15 protein-coding genes and 1 pseudogene are annotated in these 18,734 nt (G+C 55.3%); 12 read left to right on the top strand and 4 right to left on the bottom strand.

What is annotated here, in order from left to right; translation table 11 throughout:
* Positions 1–321: 321 nt before the first annotated feature.
* Entirely contained in the window at positions 322–1,611 is a 1,290-nt protein-coding gene (locus BKP54_RS21955) for a hypothetical protein (RefSeq protein ID WP_084814941.1), read from the bottom strand.
* A 247-nt stretch (positions 1,612–1,858) separates the two neighbouring features.
* Here BKP54_RS21955 and BKP54_RS21950 point away from each other — a divergent pair, with 247 nt between their 5' ends.
* Both BKP54_RS21950 and BKP54_RS21945 read left to right on the top strand, forming a co-directional pair.
* The gene (locus tag BKP54_RS21950; protein WP_084814933.1) at positions 1,859–3,253 is read left to right on the top strand and encodes a selenium-binding family protein; all 1,395 of its coding nucleotides are present in this window, start codon (positions 1,859–1,861) and stop codon (positions 3,251–3,253) included.
* A 33-nt stretch (positions 3,254–3,286) separates the two neighbouring features.
* Complete coding sequence (locus BKP54_RS21945) at positions 3,287–3,919, top strand: hypothetical protein (RefSeq protein ID WP_057218861.1); 633 nt, start codon at positions 3,287–3,289, stop codon at positions 3,917–3,919.
* Between the two features lie 46 nt (positions 3,920–3,965).
* Here BKP54_RS21945 and BKP54_RS21940 read toward each other — a convergent pair whose 3' ends face one another.
* The 3 genes and pseudogenes from BKP54_RS21940 to BKP54_RS21930 all read right to left on the bottom strand — a co-directional run.
* Positions 3,966–4,694, bottom strand: a complete 729-nt coding sequence (locus tag BKP54_RS21940; protein WP_084814932.1) for a glutathione S-transferase family protein — start codon at positions 4,692–4,694, stop codon at positions 3,966–3,968.
* 28 nt (positions 4,695–4,722) lie between these two features.
* A complete protein-coding gene (locus tag BKP54_RS21935) occupies positions 4,723–5,304 on the bottom strand; it encodes a VOC family protein (RefSeq protein ID WP_057204634.1) in 582 nt (193 codons plus the stop codon).
* A gap of 208 nt (positions 5,305–5,512) precedes the next feature.
* Positions 5,513–5,776 (bottom strand): annotated as a pseudogene (locus BKP54_RS21930) (cobalamin-dependent protein); the annotation flags it as partial.
* Between the two features lie 649 nt (positions 5,777–6,425).
* Between BKP54_RS21930 and BKP54_RS21925 the strand changes: the two are divergent.
* The 10 genes from BKP54_RS21925 to rfbA all read left to right on the top strand — a co-directional run bounded on the left by BKP54_RS21925 (position 6,426) and on the right by rfbA (position 18,703).
* The gene (locus BKP54_RS21925; RefSeq protein WP_084814931.1) at positions 6,426–7,202 is read left to right on the top strand and encodes an ABC transporter permease; all 777 of its coding nucleotides are present in this window, start codon (positions 6,426–6,428) and stop codon (positions 7,200–7,202) included.
* A complete protein-coding gene (locus tag BKP54_RS21920; protein ID WP_084814930.1) occupies positions 7,199–7,852 on the top strand; it encodes an ABC transporter ATP-binding protein in 654 nt (217 codons plus the stop codon). The genes BKP54_RS21925 and BKP54_RS21920 overlap by 4 nt, the downstream gene beginning before the upstream one ends.
* Before the next feature lie 15 nt (positions 7,853–7,867).
* Positions 7,868–9,124, top strand: a complete 1,257-nt coding sequence (locus BKP54_RS21915) for a hypothetical protein (RefSeq protein WP_084814929.1) — start codon at positions 7,868–7,870, stop codon at positions 9,122–9,124.
* Between the two features lie 11 nt (positions 9,125–9,135).
* A complete protein-coding gene (locus BKP54_RS21910) occupies positions 9,136–10,230 on the top strand; it encodes a hypothetical protein (protein ID WP_084814928.1) in 1,095 nt (364 codons plus the stop codon).
* Positions 10,184–11,569, top strand: coding sequence for a hypothetical protein (locus BKP54_RS21905; protein WP_084814927.1), 1,386 nt, complete (start codon positions 10,184–10,186; stop codon positions 11,567–11,569). Before BKP54_RS21910 ends, BKP54_RS21905 begins: the two co-directional genes overlap by 47 nt.
* 81 nt (positions 11,570–11,650) lie before the next feature.
* On the top strand, positions 11,651–12,586 hold the full coding sequence (locus tag BKP54_RS21900) for an NAD-dependent epimerase/dehydratase family protein (RefSeq protein WP_084814926.1): 936 nt from the start codon (positions 11,651–11,653) through the stop codon (positions 12,584–12,586).
* Between the two features lie 299 nt (positions 12,587–12,885).
* Positions 12,886–13,101: a hypothetical protein gene (locus BKP54_RS21895; RefSeq protein ID WP_084814925.1), complete on the top strand. Its 216-nt coding sequence runs from the start codon at positions 12,886–12,888 to the stop codon at positions 13,099–13,101.
* A 265-nt stretch (positions 13,102–13,366) separates the two neighbouring features.
* The gene (locus BKP54_RS21890) at positions 13,367–16,987 is read left to right on the top strand and encodes a glycosyltransferase (RefSeq protein ID WP_084814924.1); all 3,621 of its coding nucleotides are present in this window, start codon (positions 13,367–13,369) and stop codon (positions 16,985–16,987) included.
* 61 nt (positions 16,988–17,048) lie between these two features.
* The gene (locus BKP54_RS21885) at positions 17,049–17,717 is read left to right on the top strand and encodes a class I SAM-dependent methyltransferase (protein ID WP_084814923.1); all 669 of its coding nucleotides are present in this window, start codon (positions 17,049–17,051) and stop codon (positions 17,715–17,717) included.
* Positions 17,718–17,839: 122 nt separating this feature from the next.
* Positions 17,840–18,703, top strand: coding sequence for a glucose-1-phosphate thymidylyltransferase RfbA (rfbA, locus tag BKP54_RS21880; protein ID WP_084814922.1), 864 nt, complete (start codon positions 17,840–17,842; stop codon positions 18,701–18,703).
* The last annotated feature ends 31 nt before the right edge of the window (positions 18,704–18,734 follow it).

Below are 18,734 nucleotides of genomic sequence, written 5' to 3'. Positions count from 1 at the left end.
AACCGTCGTTCATTGACCGTGCCTCCTGCTTTCCCCAGGACGCACTCATACGAAACACGACGTCCGAGAACATCGGGCGGGAGAATTTCTATGCCTGCGACTTGAAAAGGCGAACATGAGAGTGGATAGAATCTGACGCGGGGTATCCGGGATGACGTGATCAGGTTGGGACCTACGTTCCTGCCTAATCGCGCAACGCGCCCGACGGGTTCGCGTCGACGCGTCAGGCCCGCATTGGGTCGAACTTCCCCTTTGGTCGCTAGCCGAAGTTCGGACATCAGGTGCGACGATAGGATTGCACGCCCGCAGCAATTCAAAGTGTTACAGCAACCTTTGCGCGTCTGATAAGATGCGCGGCGCTTCAGGGGCCGCCGCAGGTGTTGCCTGCGAAATGGCTCGTTCGAGTATGGCTGCCAGCAGCGAGATGCGCATGGAATCGAGCAAGATGCCGCCGTCGAGATCGCTGGGACTGCCGATGAAGACGACCAGGATGCTGGATACAAACTCCCAGGTCGCGAACTCTTCGACGCCGAGCAGGCGCGTTGTTGCAAACCAGAGCCAGGCCCCAAGCCAACCGATCAGGCGATAGGCGACGATGAAGGTGAGCAAGGTTGCAAGCCCCACGCCGAGTGTCAGCTTCAGGCAGGTCCAGACCGGCCCATAACGCGAGCGATAGTCGCTGACGAAGTGTTCGAGAAAATCGATGAGCCATTTGCGCCAGCTCCGTGCACTGGTCCATGCCGGCATGGTGCGGGGACCGGCCGCGGAAAGTTCATAGCCGTTGATGATTGCGGCCATCACCAGCCAGACCATCGGCAAGAGGGCGTAGAAGAACAGGCTCTGCGCCTGTGTCAGCCAGTCGGGCGTGCGAAACTCCACGGGTATGAAATTCTCCGCGGCATAGGCAACGCCGATCAGCTGCAAGCTGATGCCCTGGCCAAGAGAGGTCAGGAGCTTGCCGGCGCCGAGCCAGGTGATGAATTCATCCTTCCAGATCGAAAGCCCGTAGAGACCGATAAAGATCCAGCTCGCGTCGGCTGCAACGATCAGCAAGCGCCAAGTTGGCGCTTCGCTCTTTTTGCTCATGCGCTTGGCGGCCCAACGTACGAACCAGCAAATAGCGATGGACAGAAGCAGGCCGCGTGAACTGAGAATGTCAAAGAAATCGGCCTTCTCGCCGAAAGCGACCTTGTCGAGTGCCAGCCGGGAATATTCACGCACCGTGTTGCCGAGGAAGCCCCACGCCGCGTAGTAGGCGAAGAACGGCAAAATCGCTGCGGCGGTTACGGCCAGCAAGCGCCGATCGTTGCTGCCGGATTTGCCTGACGAGACCGGCACGCTCTTCGTCTGCCGGAGCGATTCCAGCGCGGGCAATCCCGGACGCAGGGCTAGAAACATCAGGACGACGATGATGAGTTTGGCAAGAACGACGAGCGACAGCACCACCATACCGCCGAGCGGGTGGCGCAAACCCACTTCGACCGCGGCGCGCAGCAGCAGGTCCCGCACGATATAGCCTGCCGCCCCGATAAGGAGCAGTTGCGGCCAAAAGCGGGCAAGCAAACGTCCCATGAGGCCAATGGGACCGAGCGCATCTGCTATCGACGTCATGACCAGAACATAAGTGCACTTTGGCCAGAGCACAACCATGGCGCCCCAAACCAAGATCCCGACAGAAGATAGGGCGACAAGCGGGGCGGTAAGCACCAGACGATGATCGACGCAATGCCCCCACAGGAAGCCGCATCTCTCCTTTTGAGAAAATGAGGCAATGCGCCGCATTTCCGACGCGTTTTTGCCGCATCACCAATGCCTGCATCAGGATCCACGCATTGGGAATTCTCCAGGGAGAATGGAAATGGCGACGTGGCGACCCGATCCTTCTTTTTATCCTTCACCACGCATGGCGGCCAAGGCTCCCAAGGAAACCTTGGCCTATGTCGCAGCCTTCGATCCTGAGCGAGCGAGGCCGGATGCAATCGCCGTGGTCGATGTCGACCCGACGTCACCGAGCTATTCGCAAATCGTTGCACAGGTCGATATGCCGAACGTTGGCGACGAGCTCCATCATTTCGGCTGGAACGCCTGCTCCTCCTGTCTTTGCCCCAATGCGCCGCACCCGCATGTCGAGCGTCGCTATCTCGTAGTCCCGGGTTTGAGATCTTCGCGGCTCCACATCATCGACACCAAGCCGGACCCGCGCAATCCGAAGATCATCCGCGTGATCGAGCCTTCCGAAATTGCCGAAAAGGCGAACTATTCGCGGTTGCACACCATCCATTGCGGCCCCGAGGGCATCTACGTCAACGCGCTCGCCGACCGCGACGGTAATGCGCCCGGCGGCATCTTCTTGCTGGATCACGAGAGTTTCGACGTGCTCGGCCAATGGGAAATGGATCGTGGACCGCAGAAGCTCGCCTATGACTTCTGGTGGCATCTCGGTCACGACACGCTGATTACCAGCGAATGGGGCACGCCGGATACCTTCGAGAACGGGCTGGTTCCGGAAGTGTTGCTCGGTTCGAAATACGGCCGCAGGCTGCACTTCTGGGATCTGCACAAGCGCAAGCACCTGCAGGAGATCGACCTCGGCGAGGAGCACCAACTCATCTTTGAACTGCGCCCGGCCCACGATCCGACCAGGGCCTACGGTTTCGTCGGCTGTGTCATCAGCATCAAGGACCTCTCGGCATCGATCTGGACCTGGTATCGCGACGGAAACCAATGGGCGGTCAAGAAGGTGATCGAGATCCCGGCAGAGCCCGCCGATCCGGATCTCCTGCCGCCCGTGCTCAAGGGCTTCGGCGCGGTCGCACCGCTCGTCACGGACATCGACCTGTCGATGGACGATCGGTTCCTCTATGTTTCCTGTTGGGGCACCGGTGACATGATCCAATATGATGTTTCCGACCCATTCGCCCCGAAGGAGACGGGCCGAGTGCGCATCGGTGGGATCGTATCACGAGCGACCCATCCGAAGGCTGCAAACGGAGCGTTGAACGGCGGGCCGCAGATGGTGGAGATCAGCCGGGACGGCAAGCGGGTCTATTTCACCAATTCGCTCTATGGCGCAATCGACCCGCAATTCTATCCCGACGGTATCGACGGGTGGATGGTCAAGCTGGATGTCAATGAGGGCGGCGGAATCGCGTTTGACGAGAATTTCTTCGTCGATTGGCCGAAAGGCCATCGCCCGCATCAGGTTCGCCTGGAAGGCGGGGACTGCTCGTCCGATTCCTATTGTTATCCGTGAGGAGGGTGCGGGCGTGCGGCCCTACCATGGCGAATGACGACCTTCTGGCCATGGCTTTCACTTGCCGGCCTCGGCGCCTTTCACGGTCTCAATCCGGCGATGGGCTGGCTCTTCGCCGTGGCGCTGGGGCTTCACCGCCAGAGCCGGCGGACCGTCTGGTTGTCCCTTGTTCCCATTGCGATTGGCCATGCGATTTCCATCGCGACCGTGTTGGTGGTGGTCATCGCATTCGGCGCAGCCCTGGATCTGGACAGCTTCAGGCTTGCCGCCGCCTCGCTCATACTTGGCCTTGCCGCCTACGGCGCCGTTTACGGACACCGCCAACGCGTCAGAGTGGGAATGCGAACCGGCATGGCCGGCCTTGCGTTCTGGTCCTTCCTGATGGCAACGAGCCACGGGGCGGGGTTGATGCTGGTGCCCGCAATGCTCAGCATCTGTCTGGCCGATCGCTCCGGCGACCTCGCAATGCCAATGGCGAGCTCACTCCCGGTCGCGCTTGCCGCCCTTGCGGTGCATAGCGGCGTCATGCTCGCAGTCATCGCGGCGGTCGCGCTCGCCGTCTTCGAGTGGCTGGGGCTTGCGGCCCTGCGCTCAGCGTGGATCAACTTCGATCGTCTCTGGACATTGGCGCTCGGCGCGACCGGCATAGCGCTTCTTGTCCAATGAACGGCCGATGCCGTCATTGCGGTTCTTCTCCCGCATCCGCTCTCACTCATTCTATTCGATCACGTTTATTTCCTGTCAGTTCCTCTTCCCTCTGGGCTCTCACGTAGTCGATATAGCCGCGAACATCGGCGGCGGGTTCGGAGTAGGCGTTGCCGAGCGATTTCTCGATCGCCGCCATATAGGTTGCCGCCCAGGCCGGCAGGGAATAGTCGATTACCGCGAGGAATTCGAGCGTCGCTGCAAGCCTCATGTCGGCAATCGACGGTTTGGTGCCACCGATGAAGGGTTTCTCGCCCATATAGAACGTGTGGAAGACTTCGAGCGGTTCGGCCAGCGCATCCGCAGCTTGCTTGCGCGCATGCTCCTTGGTGTCGGCGTCTGCATCACTATAGCCGACTTCGCCTGGATATTGTGGGAACTTGAGCACCGGATAAGTGGCGCGCGCGAGATAGGGATAGAAGGTGCCGATCAGGTAGAACATGGCGCTGTCGATCATTGCGCGTGCCTCGGGATCCTTCGGATAAAAGTCGTTGAGCCCGTGCTTGTTGCAGAGATACTGCATGATCGCGCAGCTTTCCCACAGTACGCCCTTGGGCAAATCCGCCGTTTCGATCATCGGCGTCAGGTGCGAAGGCGCCCTCGCCAGATACTCGGCCGAGCGCGTAAGCCCATAAACGTCATGCTCGCTGAAATCGAGACCTGCGGCGCGAACGAACACGCGGGCCGTCAGGTTGTTGACGCTGGGCTTGATGACATTGAGTTTGATTGCAGACACGAGTGTTCCTCCCTTTTCGCGGGGGTGCTCAGTACGGATTCCTGGGCACCCGATCGGTTGACAATGAAGGCCGGGTTCGCTCGACCAGGGCCTCGATGGCATCGGCGAGATGCTCCTCGGCGATGGCGTATTCGCTGCGGGCGACGCGAATCCGGTGCGCTTCCATCAGCACCTCGGCATGAGTATGGCCGGCCGGCGGTTCGAACCGATAGGACGCAAGCTCGATCAACAGGCCAAGTGGGTCCTCGAAATAGATCGAATCCATAAAGCCGCGATCCTTGACGCCGCTATGGCGGATCTCCCGCTCGTTGAGACGGTCGACCGCTTGCTGGAACGTCGCGCGCGAGACGGCGAAAGCGATGTGATGCACGCAGCCGATATCCGTCGATGTCCGATCGGGATCGGGCTTGCGGGCCTCGTCGGTGAAGACGGTGATCAGGCGGCCATCGCCCGGATCGAAATAAAGATGGCTTTCCGCCGCCCTGTCGAGGTTCGGTTGCTCGAAGATGAAGGGCATGCCGAGCACGCCCTCCCAGAAGTCGATCGACGTCTGGCGGTTCGCGCCGACGAGCGTGATGTGATGGACCCCTTGCGATTGAAGTTTGCGCATTGCCGTCCTCCCGCAGATTGAACCCCGGCGGAAAAACGGTCCTTGGACAATTGTGCGCGCCGCTCGGGTTCCAGACAGCAATGTTACACCCGTTTCGACTTCGGCTCTTGCTTGTCGAACACCGGAGCGGACTGGATGGACTGCTATTGTGCGCAGTCGCGCCCGTCCTTTGAAGAAGGCACCGGTGGAATCCCGGTGCAGTCAGGCTTCAAATGTTTCGCCGCTTGCCTTCGATCAGGTCGAGCACCGCGCGGGCGGCATCAAGGACGTTCGTGCCGGGGCCGAAGACGGCGGACACGCCGTTATCCATCAGATACTCGTAATCCTGCCGCGGGATGACGCCGCCGCAGATGACGATGATATCCTCGCCGCCGCGCTTTTTCAGCGCATCGGCAAGCTGCGGCATCAGGGTCTTGTGGCCGGCGGCAAGCGATGACACACCGATGACGTTGACCTCGCTCGCAAGCGCCAATCCAGGATTCGACGATACCGCCGCACTGGGTAAATAGCGCCCGCAACCCCGTGGGGCGCCAAAGACGGTGTCGTGAGCGCATCCGGATGGTGACTAAAGCCCTGTGCCAAACACACGGACGCTGTCTCAACCCAGGTGGCCGCACGTCATGCCTGCGTGGAGGAGCTTTCAATGTTGAAGCCTTCGCAGAACTCGATAGTGCGCGAGCCTCAATGTCAACGCGACCTTCACTAAGGCGGTACGCTGCCGACCGGATGAAGCTGTGGATCGAGACGGGACGCGTCAACAGCGCGATGTCCTACGAGCGGGACACATGCTTGAGCGCGGGCGGGCGATCCTCGAGTGAGAGAGAGCCTTCGCAAAATCCAGGCGATGCCTGCTAGCGATAAGGCGTCTTGAAGGGTTGTATCCGCTAGCAACCATTGGGGGAGTATGCTCGTACCCTCCGGAAAAACACCATCGTTAGAGCCTGCTTATACACGCTTCCTGTTGCGAAGCCATGACCTTTGGCTTCTGCGCCAAGCGAAACGCCGGTGAGGGCTCTCAACTTTCCAAGTTTGAACCACTCGCCATAAAATAGATCGAATGATAAGTAAGCCAACAACTGGGCTGATTTTGAGCCTTATCCATTTGGACGCGAGGAAGCCCAATGATATCGAACACGCTTCGCGCAAAGTGGAATGTCATCTATGCTCTCATGTTAAGGGATATGCGCACCCGATTCGGTCGATCCTATCTAGGGTACCTAGTCGCCATAGCCTGGCCGCTGGTGCACCTCGGCGGAATCGTAGCTGTCATGACTTATGCCAACAGGTTTTTGCCGTTGGGTGGCGATCCGTCAGTTTTTATTGCAACCGGTGTCATGCCCTACGTTTTGTGCTTATATCCTTCGCGCATGATGGGATACTCGATCGAGTTGAACAAACCACTGTTTCTTTTCCCGGCCGTGAAGGCTTTGGATTTGATGTTTTCGAGAGCCATCATTGAATTTCTGACAGCCTTTGTCGTGGTTCTCCTTTTTGGTTTTTGTGCGTTCCTTGTTGGTGTTGACCTCACTCCTTTGGACATGGAGACCGGCGCGACAGCGATTTTAGCGACGGTCTACTTTGCGATATCGGTAGGATTACTAAATACGATTATATCTTCTATAATAAAATTCTGGCATATAGTATTTATAGTGATAATGTTGTCGTTGTATCTGAGTGCCGGGATCTTTGTGCTTCCCAGCAGCTTTCCCACATCGGTTCAGAATATCATGTGGTATAATCCCTTGTTCCAGTGTGTCGAATGGCTTCGGTCCGCGTACTACGAGGGATACGGCGACACGATGCTTTCCAAAAGTTATTTGATGTCTCTTGCTACCGTTTGCCTTTTCTTAGGGTTGCTTGGAGAGCGCTTCATTCGGGGAAAACTGCTCTCATCATGATTAGTTTATCCAACGTTTTCAAGTTCTACCGAACGAATGGTCGGCCTCGGATCATTCTAGATCACGTGTCGACTGAGTTCCGAGCCGGTACTTCCTATGCAATCTTGGGTATTAATGGTGCAGGAAAGTCCACGACCATGCGCATGCTTGGTGGCACCGAGTTACCAAACTCCGGTAAGATTACGCGGAAGGCAAGGGTCTCATGGCCGCTCGGCTTTGCGGGAGGTCTACACGGGGCCCTGACCGGGCGCGAAAACGTGGAGTTCGTTGCGCGAATCTACGGCCAGAAGCCGCGGAAAGTCGTCGATTTCGTCGAAGACTTTGCGGAGATCGGAGCTTATATCGACGAGCCATTCCGGACGTACTCTTCCGGCATGATGCAACGATTGGCCTTCGGTTTGTCGATGGCGATCGATTTCGAGTGCTACCTAATTGATGAGGTAACGGCTGTTGGAGATGCGCGGTTTCAGGCGCGGTGCCAAGCGGAATTTGACAAGCGCCGAACGAAATCCGATATCATTATGATATCGCATTCGATGGAAACAATTAAAAACTATTGCAAGCGCGCGGTGGTTCTTGCCCACGGGGTAATGTATGAATTTTCAAATATAGACGATGCAATTGAACTATATAAGAAACTCAATCAATAGGCGGAGTAGCTCTTGATGGCAAAGACAGCTCTGCTCAGTATCGAAAAGCGATCTGCAATTCACCGCGATACTGCTCAAGCGATATCCGCGGAACTGAGAAAGGCCGCAAGAAGGGCGCGCGCGCCCCAGCCTGTTCTCAGAGGTGGCGGTGGCTTTCGCGCTCGCAAGAGCGATCGCTACTTTCACAAATTTCTGGTGCTGCTTTTTGTTGCCTCGTTCTTTGGGCCTGTGTTTGGTGCCGCCGTGTATTACGGTGCGATCGCGGCTGACCAATATGTTACCGAAGCCCGTTTCGCCGTGCGTTCGGGCAGCGATGTGTCTGTGGCTGGCCTTTCTGCACTCTCTTCTTTTATCGATACCGGACAGGCAAGGGACGGACTTATCATAGCCGACTACGTGAAAAGCAGCGCCATGGTGGAGGCGCTTGGTGAGCAGCATCACCTACGAAACATCTTTTCGAATGCTAAGTACGATTTCCTCGCGCGATTCGATCCAAGGGATTCCGATGAAGATTTGATCAAGTATTGGGGTGATCAGCTGGACGTCTCTGTCGACCGGAATTCTGGCTTGGTCACATTGAAATTGCGGGCATTCACTCCGCAGGAAAGTCTTGCGTTGACGAACAGCGTTATTCTGCAAGCCGAAAAGATGGTTAACCAACTCACGCGGAAAAGTGAGATGGACACCCTCGTTAGAACGGAGAAGGAACTGCGGCTAAAGCGGGAAAAGCTGCAGAAGATGGTCTCCGAACTACGTGACGCCAGAAACGATGCCGGCATACTTGATGTCGGTATGACCGCAAAAGCATATACAGACCTTCTCACCGATTTGCGTTTGGAGCTCTCGAAACAGGAGCTAATCATAGAGACAACCGCGGCTGATGCGCCTCAAATGCAGCCTTTGGTCAATCGGGCAAGTGTATTGCGCTCCCAGATTGCTGAATATGAGAAGGCCATTGCCGGTGGAGTTGACATGTCCCGTTCCAAAGGGGCAAACCTTGCAGAAATAGCAACCCAAATGCAGCAGAAGGAGATAGAGCTCGACATAGCGAAGGACGAATATGCAGGCGCTATGGCATCCTATGAGAGCGCCCGTCTTACCACGGAACGGCAACGCTCGTATCTGCTCACCTATGTAAAGCCGTTGCTGGCCGACGAGGCGATCTATCCTCGGCGGTTTCTGATGTGGCTGGGCTTCTTCGCCGTATTTGGACTTCTAACTGCCGTGTCGGTCGGAATCACATTCCTTGTCCGCGACCATATGGCCAAATAGAGCGGCAAAAAATGTACTTCGCTATTGACACCGATCAGGGGCACACGATCGCTGGCTGGATCGTCTTGGATAACCCGTCTGCTGTTCCCGAACTGGTCATCAAGATTCCGGGACGAGAGTCTATTCCGTTTAGGGCCAATGTGCTGCGTCCGGATTTGAAGGATCATGGTCTTCACAGCACGGGTCTTGCCGGCTTCCAGATCGACAGATCCGTGATAGATGACCTTTCGGATATCCCACAACTGACGCTGGTCGAAGTCGAAACCAATCTACCGATATTTCGTCGCAATGTTTATGGAGCGGCAGTCGCGAAGAAGGTCCTGCTGATGGAAGTCGGCACTTTTCCACAAGTGAGAATGTTGAAAGAAATAATGGGGTTGTTCGATCTGACCTATCCTGCGGTAGAGCGTTTTTCCCTTGAGACCACTTCATCGATCATCGGATCGCATGCCCAATCGTTGTTCATTTCCGGTTATCCGAGTTGGCAGCGGCACGGCAGTCTGCTCCGGGAACGCGGATTTCTTACGGCGGCCATATTGAGGGACCCCTTTAAAGAACTCGCAGAGCGATTGCTTACTTTGGCCCACATGAAAAAATGGTCGAAGAACGCTAGCCTGCATCCAATCATGAAACACCATGCTGTTCTGCTGGATATCGTGGAGAATATGGATTTCCAGGACGAAAAGTCTCTTTTGGCAGCTTTCCGAGGATTGTCGCCCGAACAGTACAACCTTCTTCGCTCACCCATGACTGCAGCTTTCGGCTGCTATCCCGAAGAGGAGGTACAGCGCCGAAATGTCAGCATTGCCCTGGATAATCTGTCGCATTTTGACCTTGTTGGAACGCGGGAACGCTTGCCGGACTTCTCAGTCGTGGCAGATACATTGATCGGCGTTCCCGTTTTCGGTGACGTGCGATTGGAAAGCTTGCCGGGGGTTGCGGAACTCGCCGTTATCCTGACCAAAATCGGGATGATAGCCGATATACTAGATGAAGATATAGCTTTGTATTCGTTTGCATCGGAGGCCGTAAACGCGGCTATTGGAGACCAGACGAGAAATGAAGCTGAAGTTCAGCATTCTTCCGGGGGTGGCCGTGAGCGATAGAGACCAATCGCGTGAGGCGGCTTCGTTGAACTCCGCCGTCGAGTCCTTTCGCCTGAAAACGGGCGCCGATACTGATAAGCAGTTAGACGCTGATAGCAGTAAAAAGCCGCCGCCGACCTTTGTCACGCGTGCTTTGGGGCGCGCGGTATCCGCGCCCCTCCAAAAGCTGAGATCGGGGCTTGTACTGGCGCGGAAGGAGCGATTACTAGCAGCCGACACCGCAGCCTTCGCCGGTGGCGGCGGCCTGCTTCTCAAGAGCTTCCTGATTATGGTGTTGGCGCCTACCGTGGTCGCCTTAATCTATTTTGCATTCATTGCGTCTGACGTGTTCGTGTCGGAGGCCAAGCTTACTGTTCGCGAAGCCTTGCAGGCGGCTGGCAGTGATAAGGGTGGGCCTTCTATCCTTGGACAGCTTAATTTTGGCAAGACAGGAGACAGCGCGCAGAACTCGATGATCGTTATGGATTATATCAAAAGCAGATCTGTTATTGAGGATGTTGGAGGGCGTGAGAGACTACTTCAGCTCTATGGCAGGGGCGATATTGATTTTTCGTCTCGCTTGGCATCGGACGATGATCTGGAGCAGATGTGGCAGTACTGGAAGTCTCGCGTCACCGCATCTGTTGATACTTTATCGGGAATATTAACTCTGCGCGTCAGGGCCTACTCGCCCGATGACGCCTTTTTTCTGTCCTCGCAAGTCATTGAGAGAAGCGAGTTGCTTATTAACGCGATTTCGCTCCGCAGCAAAAATGATGCTTTAAAGCGCGCTAAGGAGGAGGTCGATCTGGCCAGTAGGGCATTGGCTAACGCAAGGGCCGAGATTTTGAACTTTCAGCAGTCGAATCAGACCATCGACCCCGTTGAAACCGCAAAACAGACACTCAAGCTGATATCAGATCTTACACTTCAGAAAACTGCGTTTGAAAACGAACTGGCCACTTCCGCTTCTATGCGATTAGCAAATAAACCTGGAGAAGCTCAGCTTCGTGCCCGGCTTGCGGCTGTGGAAGCTCAGTTGCGAAAACTGAACTCAATGCTCACAGGAAATGGTGCTGAGCCGACGGTCTCGTCGCAACTCAGGGATTTCGAACTGCTGAAGATACAAACCGAATTTTCGGAATACATGTATAAGCTGGCCCGTAACGGCTATGAGCGCGTCCGGCAGAAGCTGGAGCAGCAGGACCTGTATTTGGTTACTGTTGTGCCACCTTCTCGGCCGGACAGTGCCACTTACCCAAGGACATTGCCCTATACGGCGTTAACCTTTGCTGGATTGTTGATTGCATGGGGGATCCTGTCCCTTATCGTCGCAAGCATTAAGGACAGCATTACCTGAAGACGCCGGCGTCGGGTTTTCCGCGATAACCATGCAGCAAACTCAAACCATATTGCTCAGCAACCAGCACAGGCCACCGAGATGGAATTGCCCCCTTTATCAGAGATGAGATGCGTTGTTCTCGGCGGAGGCGGTTTCATCGGAACCCATTTATGCCGCAGGCTGAAAGGTCAGGTTGGAAGTCTGAAGGCATTTGGACGCCGGCAGAGCTTCCCAGACGCGCTGCGTGATGTGGAATGGTTTCAGGGAGACTTCAACGATCCTTCTAGTCTAGCGGCCGCGATCGAGGGTTGCGATGTCGTGTTTCATCTCGTGAATGCGACAACGCCGTCTAGCGCGAACGTCGACAAGGTGGCAGATGTTAGGCTGAACGTAGTTGGGTCGCTTCAGTTGCTGGAAGTATGCAAGGCGGAAAACGTCAAGCGGGTCGTCTTCGCTTCATCCGGCGGCACGATCTATGGAATTCCGGATATACTGCCCACGCCTGAGGACGCGCCCTGCTGGCCCTTGACCTCGTACGGAATCTCAAAACTTTCCATCGAGCGTTACCTTCACCTGTATTCGTATCTTCACGGAATCGACTATCGAGTGTTGAGGGTTGCGAATCCTTTCGGGCCGCTTCAGGTGGCGTCTAAAAATCAGGGGGTGATTGCGGCGTTTCTTCGTCGGATCCTGGCGGATCAACCCGTCGAAATATGGGGCGACGGCAGCGTCGCCCGGGACTACCTCTATGTAAATGATGTTGTTGACGCGCTCATTCTTTCTGCAAGCCACAAGGGTGAGGATCGGATCTTCAATATTGGCAGCGGAATTGCGCGCACAATCAACGAAGTTATTGATAGCCTGGAAAAAGTCACTGGCAAGCAATGCCGGGTCATCCGGCGCGACGGTCGTATGGTCGATGTGCCGATTAGCGTTCTCGACGTCAGCCGGGCTAGACATTCTTTGAATTGGCAACCGAGGACCCAATTCGAAGAAGGGCTGGAGCAAACCTTCCGGTGGCTTGCTAAAACATAGAAGCTAGCCAAAGCGGATGGCCGTCCTAGTGTCCAAAGACATCGACATCGACATCGTTGTCGTTTTCCCATCCCTTTTCCAGCCAGCAAATTGCCGGAAAACGCGAGGCGAAACGGCTAGTTCGGAGAAGCCGGATCAGGTCGTCGAGTTCGAGAAGCCCGCGCTTGGGCCTCCCGCTTAAGTTGCTTGTCCGGTGCGCCAGTTTTTAGGGCTAGTTGGAGCAGGTCCGTGTTTTCGAATTGACCGCGCCCAGCGCGTCGGGGTACTCGTCTCCAAGCGCAATTCCGGGAGAGTACTTCATGCTGAACAAGTTCTTTGGCCAATTTGGTAATCCGGCGAAAGTGGAGAAGTCGGCGCATCCGATGATCAAAGATATAGAAGTCAGCCCACATATGACGAAAATTCGCCGTTCACTGGTTCCTGGCCAGCCCGTATTGCAAAAGACCGCACGTCGTGGATGCGAATATCAGCTCATTTCGGATGAGCGCCTACCATGCAAGGAAGATGAACTCTGATAGGGACAGATTGCCGCGCAGTTACACGCTGCAATCCTGTCACAGTGGTCACCCTATCTCGCCGAACTTCGACCAGAAGAGGCGCTAATTGCATACGCTGAAATGCTTTCAGTTCGCGGGATCGTAATTTGTTCGACGGAGAATGAAAGTCGTCGGGGTCCTTTACCACTTACCAGTCGGCTGTAGGTTAAACGCCGAACAAGGCCATGGACGAAGCGTTTCAGTCTTGAGATGCGCTACGTTCCGAGCGTACCAGAGGTAGTTTATGACCAAGTTCTCCATGCGTCGTTTCAGGATGAGACCGGCAAGGATAAAATATGCCTTACAGCGTCTCATGTGGGCACTGGCCCGGCACCCTTCGCGTACGCACTTGGAGGCAGTTCAGGAGAGCGGTCTCCTCGATCCCGAATTTTACCTCACGTGCAATCCCGATGTGGCCGCGGCCAATATTGATCCCGCAGTCCACTATCTTACTCATGGTTGGCGCGAGGGGCGCGATCCGTCCGCGCACTTTAGTACTGCTGATTATTTGACAGAGAATCCGGATGTCTCGGCCGCTGGCATGAACCCGTTGGTGCATTACATCCTCTACGGGCAGCGGGAGAAACGAAGGATCGGGACCCGTAGCTTTTTCACGCAGAGTCTGCAGTATCTCGGGCGAAGTTCGTCAACGAAATTTCAAGCAGCTAAGAACCTCGGAAAATACGCCAAGCCGAGCGGCGGCAAGACCGCCAAAGCTGTTTTCGTTGTGCACGATCTGAATGTAGGCGGGGCTCCAAATCTCTTGGCCAGCATTGCACGTTGGTTTCAGAATCATACAAGCTTCGATGTCCGAATCGTCGCCATGACCGGCGGCCCCCTCGCATCCCTGATGGAGCAGATTGCGCCGCTTTACATCGTCGGGGCGAAGGATATTCCCGACCGCTCAGTAGCTGAATTCCAGAGTCGCTTGAGTGTTTTCTTGGAAGAAGAACCTGCCTTCACTTTCATCAACTCGGTTGCAGCCGGCGGATACTTCAAGATAAATCCTTATAAGACAGAAGTTTTTTCCTACGTACACGAGATGCCGACCATCCTGAAGCTGTTCGAAGGCAAGCTCCGGGACGTCCTGGATCGCTCTGATCACATATTTTGTGGAGGTCAGGCGGTCTATGAACATCTCTCCGAACTGGGGGGCGTTGCTGAAGACAAGCTCTCGAATATTCCTGCGTTTATAGATCAGCCGGATATGAGCAACCTCCTGTCTGCAACCGACAAGAGCGATATTCGCATGGGGATGGGACTGAGCGTGCAGTCCAAGCTTGTCGTAGGATGCGGCGTTGCTCACTGGCGAAAGCAACCGGAGGTTTTCGTTCGGATGGCAGCCCACATCGCCTTGACGCGAGGGCGCGATGTGCGGTTCGTTTGGGTGGGGCACGGGGAGGATATCCCAAAACTCAAGAAGCTTGCGGGTAAGCTGGATGTCTCCCATCTAGTCGATTTTGTCGGTCATCGCGAGGATTTCCGGACCTTCCTTAAGGCGGCAGATGTCTTTGCGCTGCCCTCATCAGAGGACCCTTTCCCGCTGGTGTGTCTCGAGGCAGGCCTTGCGGGAACGCCCTCTGTCGTCTTCCGTGAAGCTACCGGAATGACCACAATGATCGAACCGGAGGGCAAATCGCCGGCTGGTATCGCGGTTCCTTTGGGAGATGAGGCGGCTTTTTTTGCCGCCGTCGATCAACTTTTGGTCCACGAGGATACCCGTTGGGCAATGGCAAGAACCGCGCGTGAAAGGGTCCTTTCATCCTATGTCACCGAAAAGGGCTGCACCAAGCTACTGACCACCATTCGACGGGTAGCAAAGCTGCCGCCAGCAGTTTCCGTCATCGTCCCAAGCTACAATTGCGCACCATATCTGAAGCAACGTCTCGACAGCATCGCGAGCCAGACTTTTCGGGACATTGAGATATTGCTGCTGGACGACGCGTCCACGGACAATAGTCGCGAGATACTGGCTGAGTTTGCAGATGCGCATATTGAGGCCAAATTGTTCTTGGCCGAGAGGAACGGAGGGTCTGTCTTCAATGCTTGGGAGCGCGGTGTGGACCTCGCCCAAGGCGACCTCATATGGTTGGCAGAGGCGGACGATTGGTGTGAACCGGATTTTCTACGGAAGGCTGTCGAGGCGTTTTCTCCGTCCGGCGTGCGTCTCGTGCATGGACGATCGATCCCGGTCAATTCCCGGGGAGAGATCGCCGGCGATTGGAACGAACTTTACCTCGATCGCATTGCTCCGGGTCGTTGGACTAGGTCGTTCACAGCGCCCGCGTTCAAGGAAGTCAACTCGACGCTAGGTCGCGCCAATACAATCCCGAATGCGAGCGCGGTCGTCACGCGACGTTCAAGTGCTCAGCGGGCCGTCAAGATCGCCAAACAATTCAAGCTTGCAGGTGACTGGGCCTTCTACCTGGTGGCAGTTGCTGGAGGGCGTATCGCGTATTGCCATGAAGCGGTTAATTATCACCGTCGCCATGAGACAAGCGTTACGGCTGGCATAGAGGGTAAAGAATCCTACTTTCAGGAATTAGAGAATGTCGGATTGCTGATTGACAGCGTGTACGGTGGTAACAAGGTCAGACGTGCAGCATTTGATGCGCATATTGAGCAGGAGGCTAAGCGGTTCGGCTGGAAAAAGCCCTTGCCGGAGCCGCAGGCTCAGCAAGGCATCCCAGCTTTTCGCGAACCGGGCGTACTTTATGGTGTGGGCGATTTGTCGGGGGGCGGGGCACAGATGTTTGCCGCCCGGTTTGTAAATCGATGGACCGAATTGCCGGCTCCCGCTGTCTTGTTCGTCGCGGAACATGAGGCTGACAATCCTGCGACCATCAAACGTATTTCACCGGAAGTCGCCATTGTGACCCACCAGGAAATGGATGCGGCGGGTGGTATCGCCACCTTCATGGAGGACTGGGGGCTCGATCTAGTGGTCAGTGGTCATTGGTGGGGTGACAGGGCGGTCAGCAAGATGATTTCGGAATCGGCGCGTTCAATCCCATGGATCACCGTTATGCACGGTTGCCATGAAAATGTTCTGAGCAGCCCGAAATCATTTTCCACGATGCGTGAGGACTTAGCCCGTGCCGAAAAATACTGTGACCATTGGATATGGACTGCCGAAAAGAACAAAAGGATATTTGAAGAGGGCCATATTGCGCCAAAACGAACTTCGCATATTGTAAGCGGCTTCGCACCTGTTTCTCAATTCCGGCTCAAGCGGTCGGACCTGGGGATTGCGCAGGATGCGTTGGTTTTCACGTTGGCCAGCCGCGCGATCGAATCTAAGGGTTGGAATGTCGCCCTTGCTGCCTTTAGGGAACTCCAGCAATCTTCTAGTCACGGCGCCGACCTGCACTTGCTGATGATCGGCGACGGCCCCGCCAGCGACGCGTTGAGGTCAATGGCTCCACTGCCTGGCCTGCAACTGATTAGACATACATCGCACTTGGCAGATTATATCCACATCAGCGACGTATGTCTGATGCCAAGCTGGTTTCCGGGGGAATCGCTCCCCCTTGTGCTGATCGAATTTTTGGCGCAAGGAAAGCCAGCAATCGTTTCCGATATCGGCATGTGTGCATGGGCGATTGGCAAAGGCACTCAAGAGTGCCCTGCCGGTATCGTAGTCGCGCGCGATACTGCGACAGGCAAGGTTTCGCAAGGAGCGCTTGTGGATGCCATGAACCGGTTTATCACCCAGCCATCGCTCAAATCTGTTTTGACGGAACCCGCTCGCCAAGCGTTCTTGAAATTCGATATGGATCAAATGATCGACGCCTATCGCAAACTGTCGAGTGATCTTGTAAGAGGCAGACTGGAAGAGACGCAAATGCCGTTCTCGACTTTGTGAAGGATCCATTTTTGGTCGGAACTCGACCGAGAGGCAGTTGAAATCATCCCGGAGAAGAAGCGTGACCAGCGCCTACGAAGACGTATTATTCGATCCTGTGCTCAATCAGAATTGGCACATGCAATTCAGTGAACGGGCCGCGCTGCTGCATGTACTGTCGAGACTGAAACCGGAGGTCAGCATCGAAATCGGAACGTTCCAGTGTGGAAGCCTTCGACCCATTGCTGCCGCTAGCAAGCGAGTCTTCACTTTCGACATCGATGAAAATCAGCATCGAATCAGCCCCCTGTTTCCCAATGTGACATTCGTAACCGGCGATTCCGCGGTGACGCTTCCCCCGATCATCGATCGGTTGAACTACGGGCGCGAGGAGGTCAATTTCATTTTGGTCGACGGCAGCCACGAAGAAGCGGGTGTTACTAGCGATCTGCTGCAATGCGTGCGCTACATTCCTAAGCGGCGGCCAACGATGATTCTTGCTCATGACAGCGCCAATCCGGTCGTCCGGGCTGGGATGCTAAATGTGCCGTGGAACGATTTTCCGCATGTGCACACCGTCGACCTCGATTTCGTGCCGGGCATGCTCTACGACAGACCCGACATTAATGGGCAGATATGGGGGGGGGCTCGCGGCCATTCTGATGCTGCCACAAACGCGGGATGGGCATGTTTTGCTTACCGCACCCTTCGAGCCATCACGACAAGCTCTGCTCGAAAAGTCTGTCTATAATCGATCTTGACCCAGAACATAACTTCAGAAAATACCGGCCTTCACCTGCGTGGTAGCCTTTTCAACTCGCAACAAACGACAATTTCGGGCAGACCCTCTCGATCGCCCCACGGAGTATAGAAATGAAAGGTATAATTCTCGCAGGAGGATCCGGAACCCGGCTCCACCCGGCAACCTTGGCAATCAACAAACAATTGCTTCCTGTCTATGACAAACCGATGATCTACTATCCCCTTTCTATCCTTATGATGGCTGGAATTCGGGACGTCCTCCTAATTTCTTCGCCCGATCACATAGGCAGTTATCAGCGACTGTTCGGAAGTGGTGAAGCTTGGGGCATTAACATCTCTTATGCCATCCAGCCGAGTCCAGACGGACTTGCGCAGGCGTTTACCATCGGCGAGGAGTTCATCTCTAATGACAATGTGGCGCTCGTCTTGGGCGACAATATTTTCTTTGGAGCTGGAATGAACGACCTTCTTGCGCGCGCTAGCGAGCGCAAGAAGGGAGCGACTGTATTCGCTTATGAAGTGGAAGATCCTGAGCGGTACGGGGTCGTTGAATTGGCAGCAGATGGCTATGCAATTAGCTTGGAAGAGAAGCCACAGGAGCCAAAGTCCCGCTTTGCTGTAACAGGCCTATATTTTTATGACGACCGTGTTGTCGAGTACTCAAAGAACTTGAAGCCATCAGCGCGTGGCGAATATGAAATTACCGATCTGAACAGGATCTACATGGAGGCTGGATCGCTTTTCGTAGAAAAAATGTCCAGAGGGTTTGCCTGGCTTGATACAGGAACGCACGACAGCTTGCTAGAGGCCAGCGAGTTCGTTCGAGTGATCCAGCATCGACAGGGAACAAATATTGCATGCATTGAGGAAGTCGCCTACCTCCAGGGCTTCATAACAAGGGAGCGGCTGATAGAACATGGGGAGCGCTTCTCAAAAACATCATACGGCCGCTATCTGTTGAAGATAGCCAGCTAGTATTTTCTTTGCGCTCGGCGTTTACTAAGTT

It is taken from the genome of Ensifer sp. 1H6 (assembly GCF_001976035.1).
Lineage (GTDB): Bacteria > Pseudomonadota > Alphaproteobacteria > Rhizobiales > Rhizobiaceae > Ensifer > Ensifer canadensis.
This window is presented reverse-complemented; position numbering and strand designations above follow the sequence as displayed.

Coding starts and splice junctions, on each gene's coding strand:
- BKP54_RS21890 (WP_084814924.1), top strand. CDS start 13,367: ATGACCAAGTTCTCCATGCGTCGTTTCAGGATGAGACCGGCAAGGATA.
- BKP54_RS21915 (WP_084814929.1), top strand. CDS start 7,868: ATGGCAAAGACAGCTCTGCTCAGTATCGAAAAGCGATCTGCAATTCAC.
- BKP54_RS21935 (WP_057204634.1), bottom strand. CDS start 5,304: ATGCGCAAACTTCAATCGCAAGGGGTCCATCACATCACGCTCGTCGGC.
- BKP54_RS21920 (WP_084814930.1), top strand. CDS start 7,199: ATGATTAGTTTATCCAACGTTTTCAAGTTCTACCGAACGAATGGTCGG.
- BKP54_RS21910 (WP_084814928.1), top strand. CDS start 9,136: ATGTACTTCGCTATTGACACCGATCAGGGGCACACGATCGCTGGCTGG.
- BKP54_RS21905 (WP_084814927.1), top strand. CDS start 10,184: ATGAAGCTGAAGTTCAGCATTCTTCCGGGGGTGGCCGTGAGCGATAGA.
- BKP54_RS21900 (WP_084814926.1), top strand. CDS start 11,651: ATGGAATTGCCCCCTTTATCAGAGATGAGATGCGTTGTTCTCGGCGGA.
- rfbA (WP_084814922.1), top strand. CDS start 17,840: ATGAAAGGTATAATTCTCGCAGGAGGATCCGGAACCCGGCTCCACCCG.
- BKP54_RS21895 (WP_084814925.1), top strand. CDS start 12,886: ATGCTGAACAAGTTCTTTGGCCAATTTGGTAATCCGGCGAAAGTGGAG.
- BKP54_RS21945 (WP_057218861.1), top strand. CDS start 3,287: ATGACGACCTTCTGGCCATGGCTTTCACTTGCCGGCCTCGGCGCCTTT.
- BKP54_RS21950 (WP_084814933.1), top strand. CDS start 1,859: ATGGCGACGTGGCGACCCGATCCTTCTTTTTATCCTTCACCACGCATG.
- BKP54_RS21925 (WP_084814931.1), top strand. CDS start 6,426: ATGATATCGAACACGCTTCGCGCAAAGTGGAATGTCATCTATGCTCTC.
- BKP54_RS21955 (WP_084814941.1), bottom strand. CDS start 1,611: ATGACGTCGATAGCAGATGCGCTCGGTCCCATTGGCCTCATGGGACGT.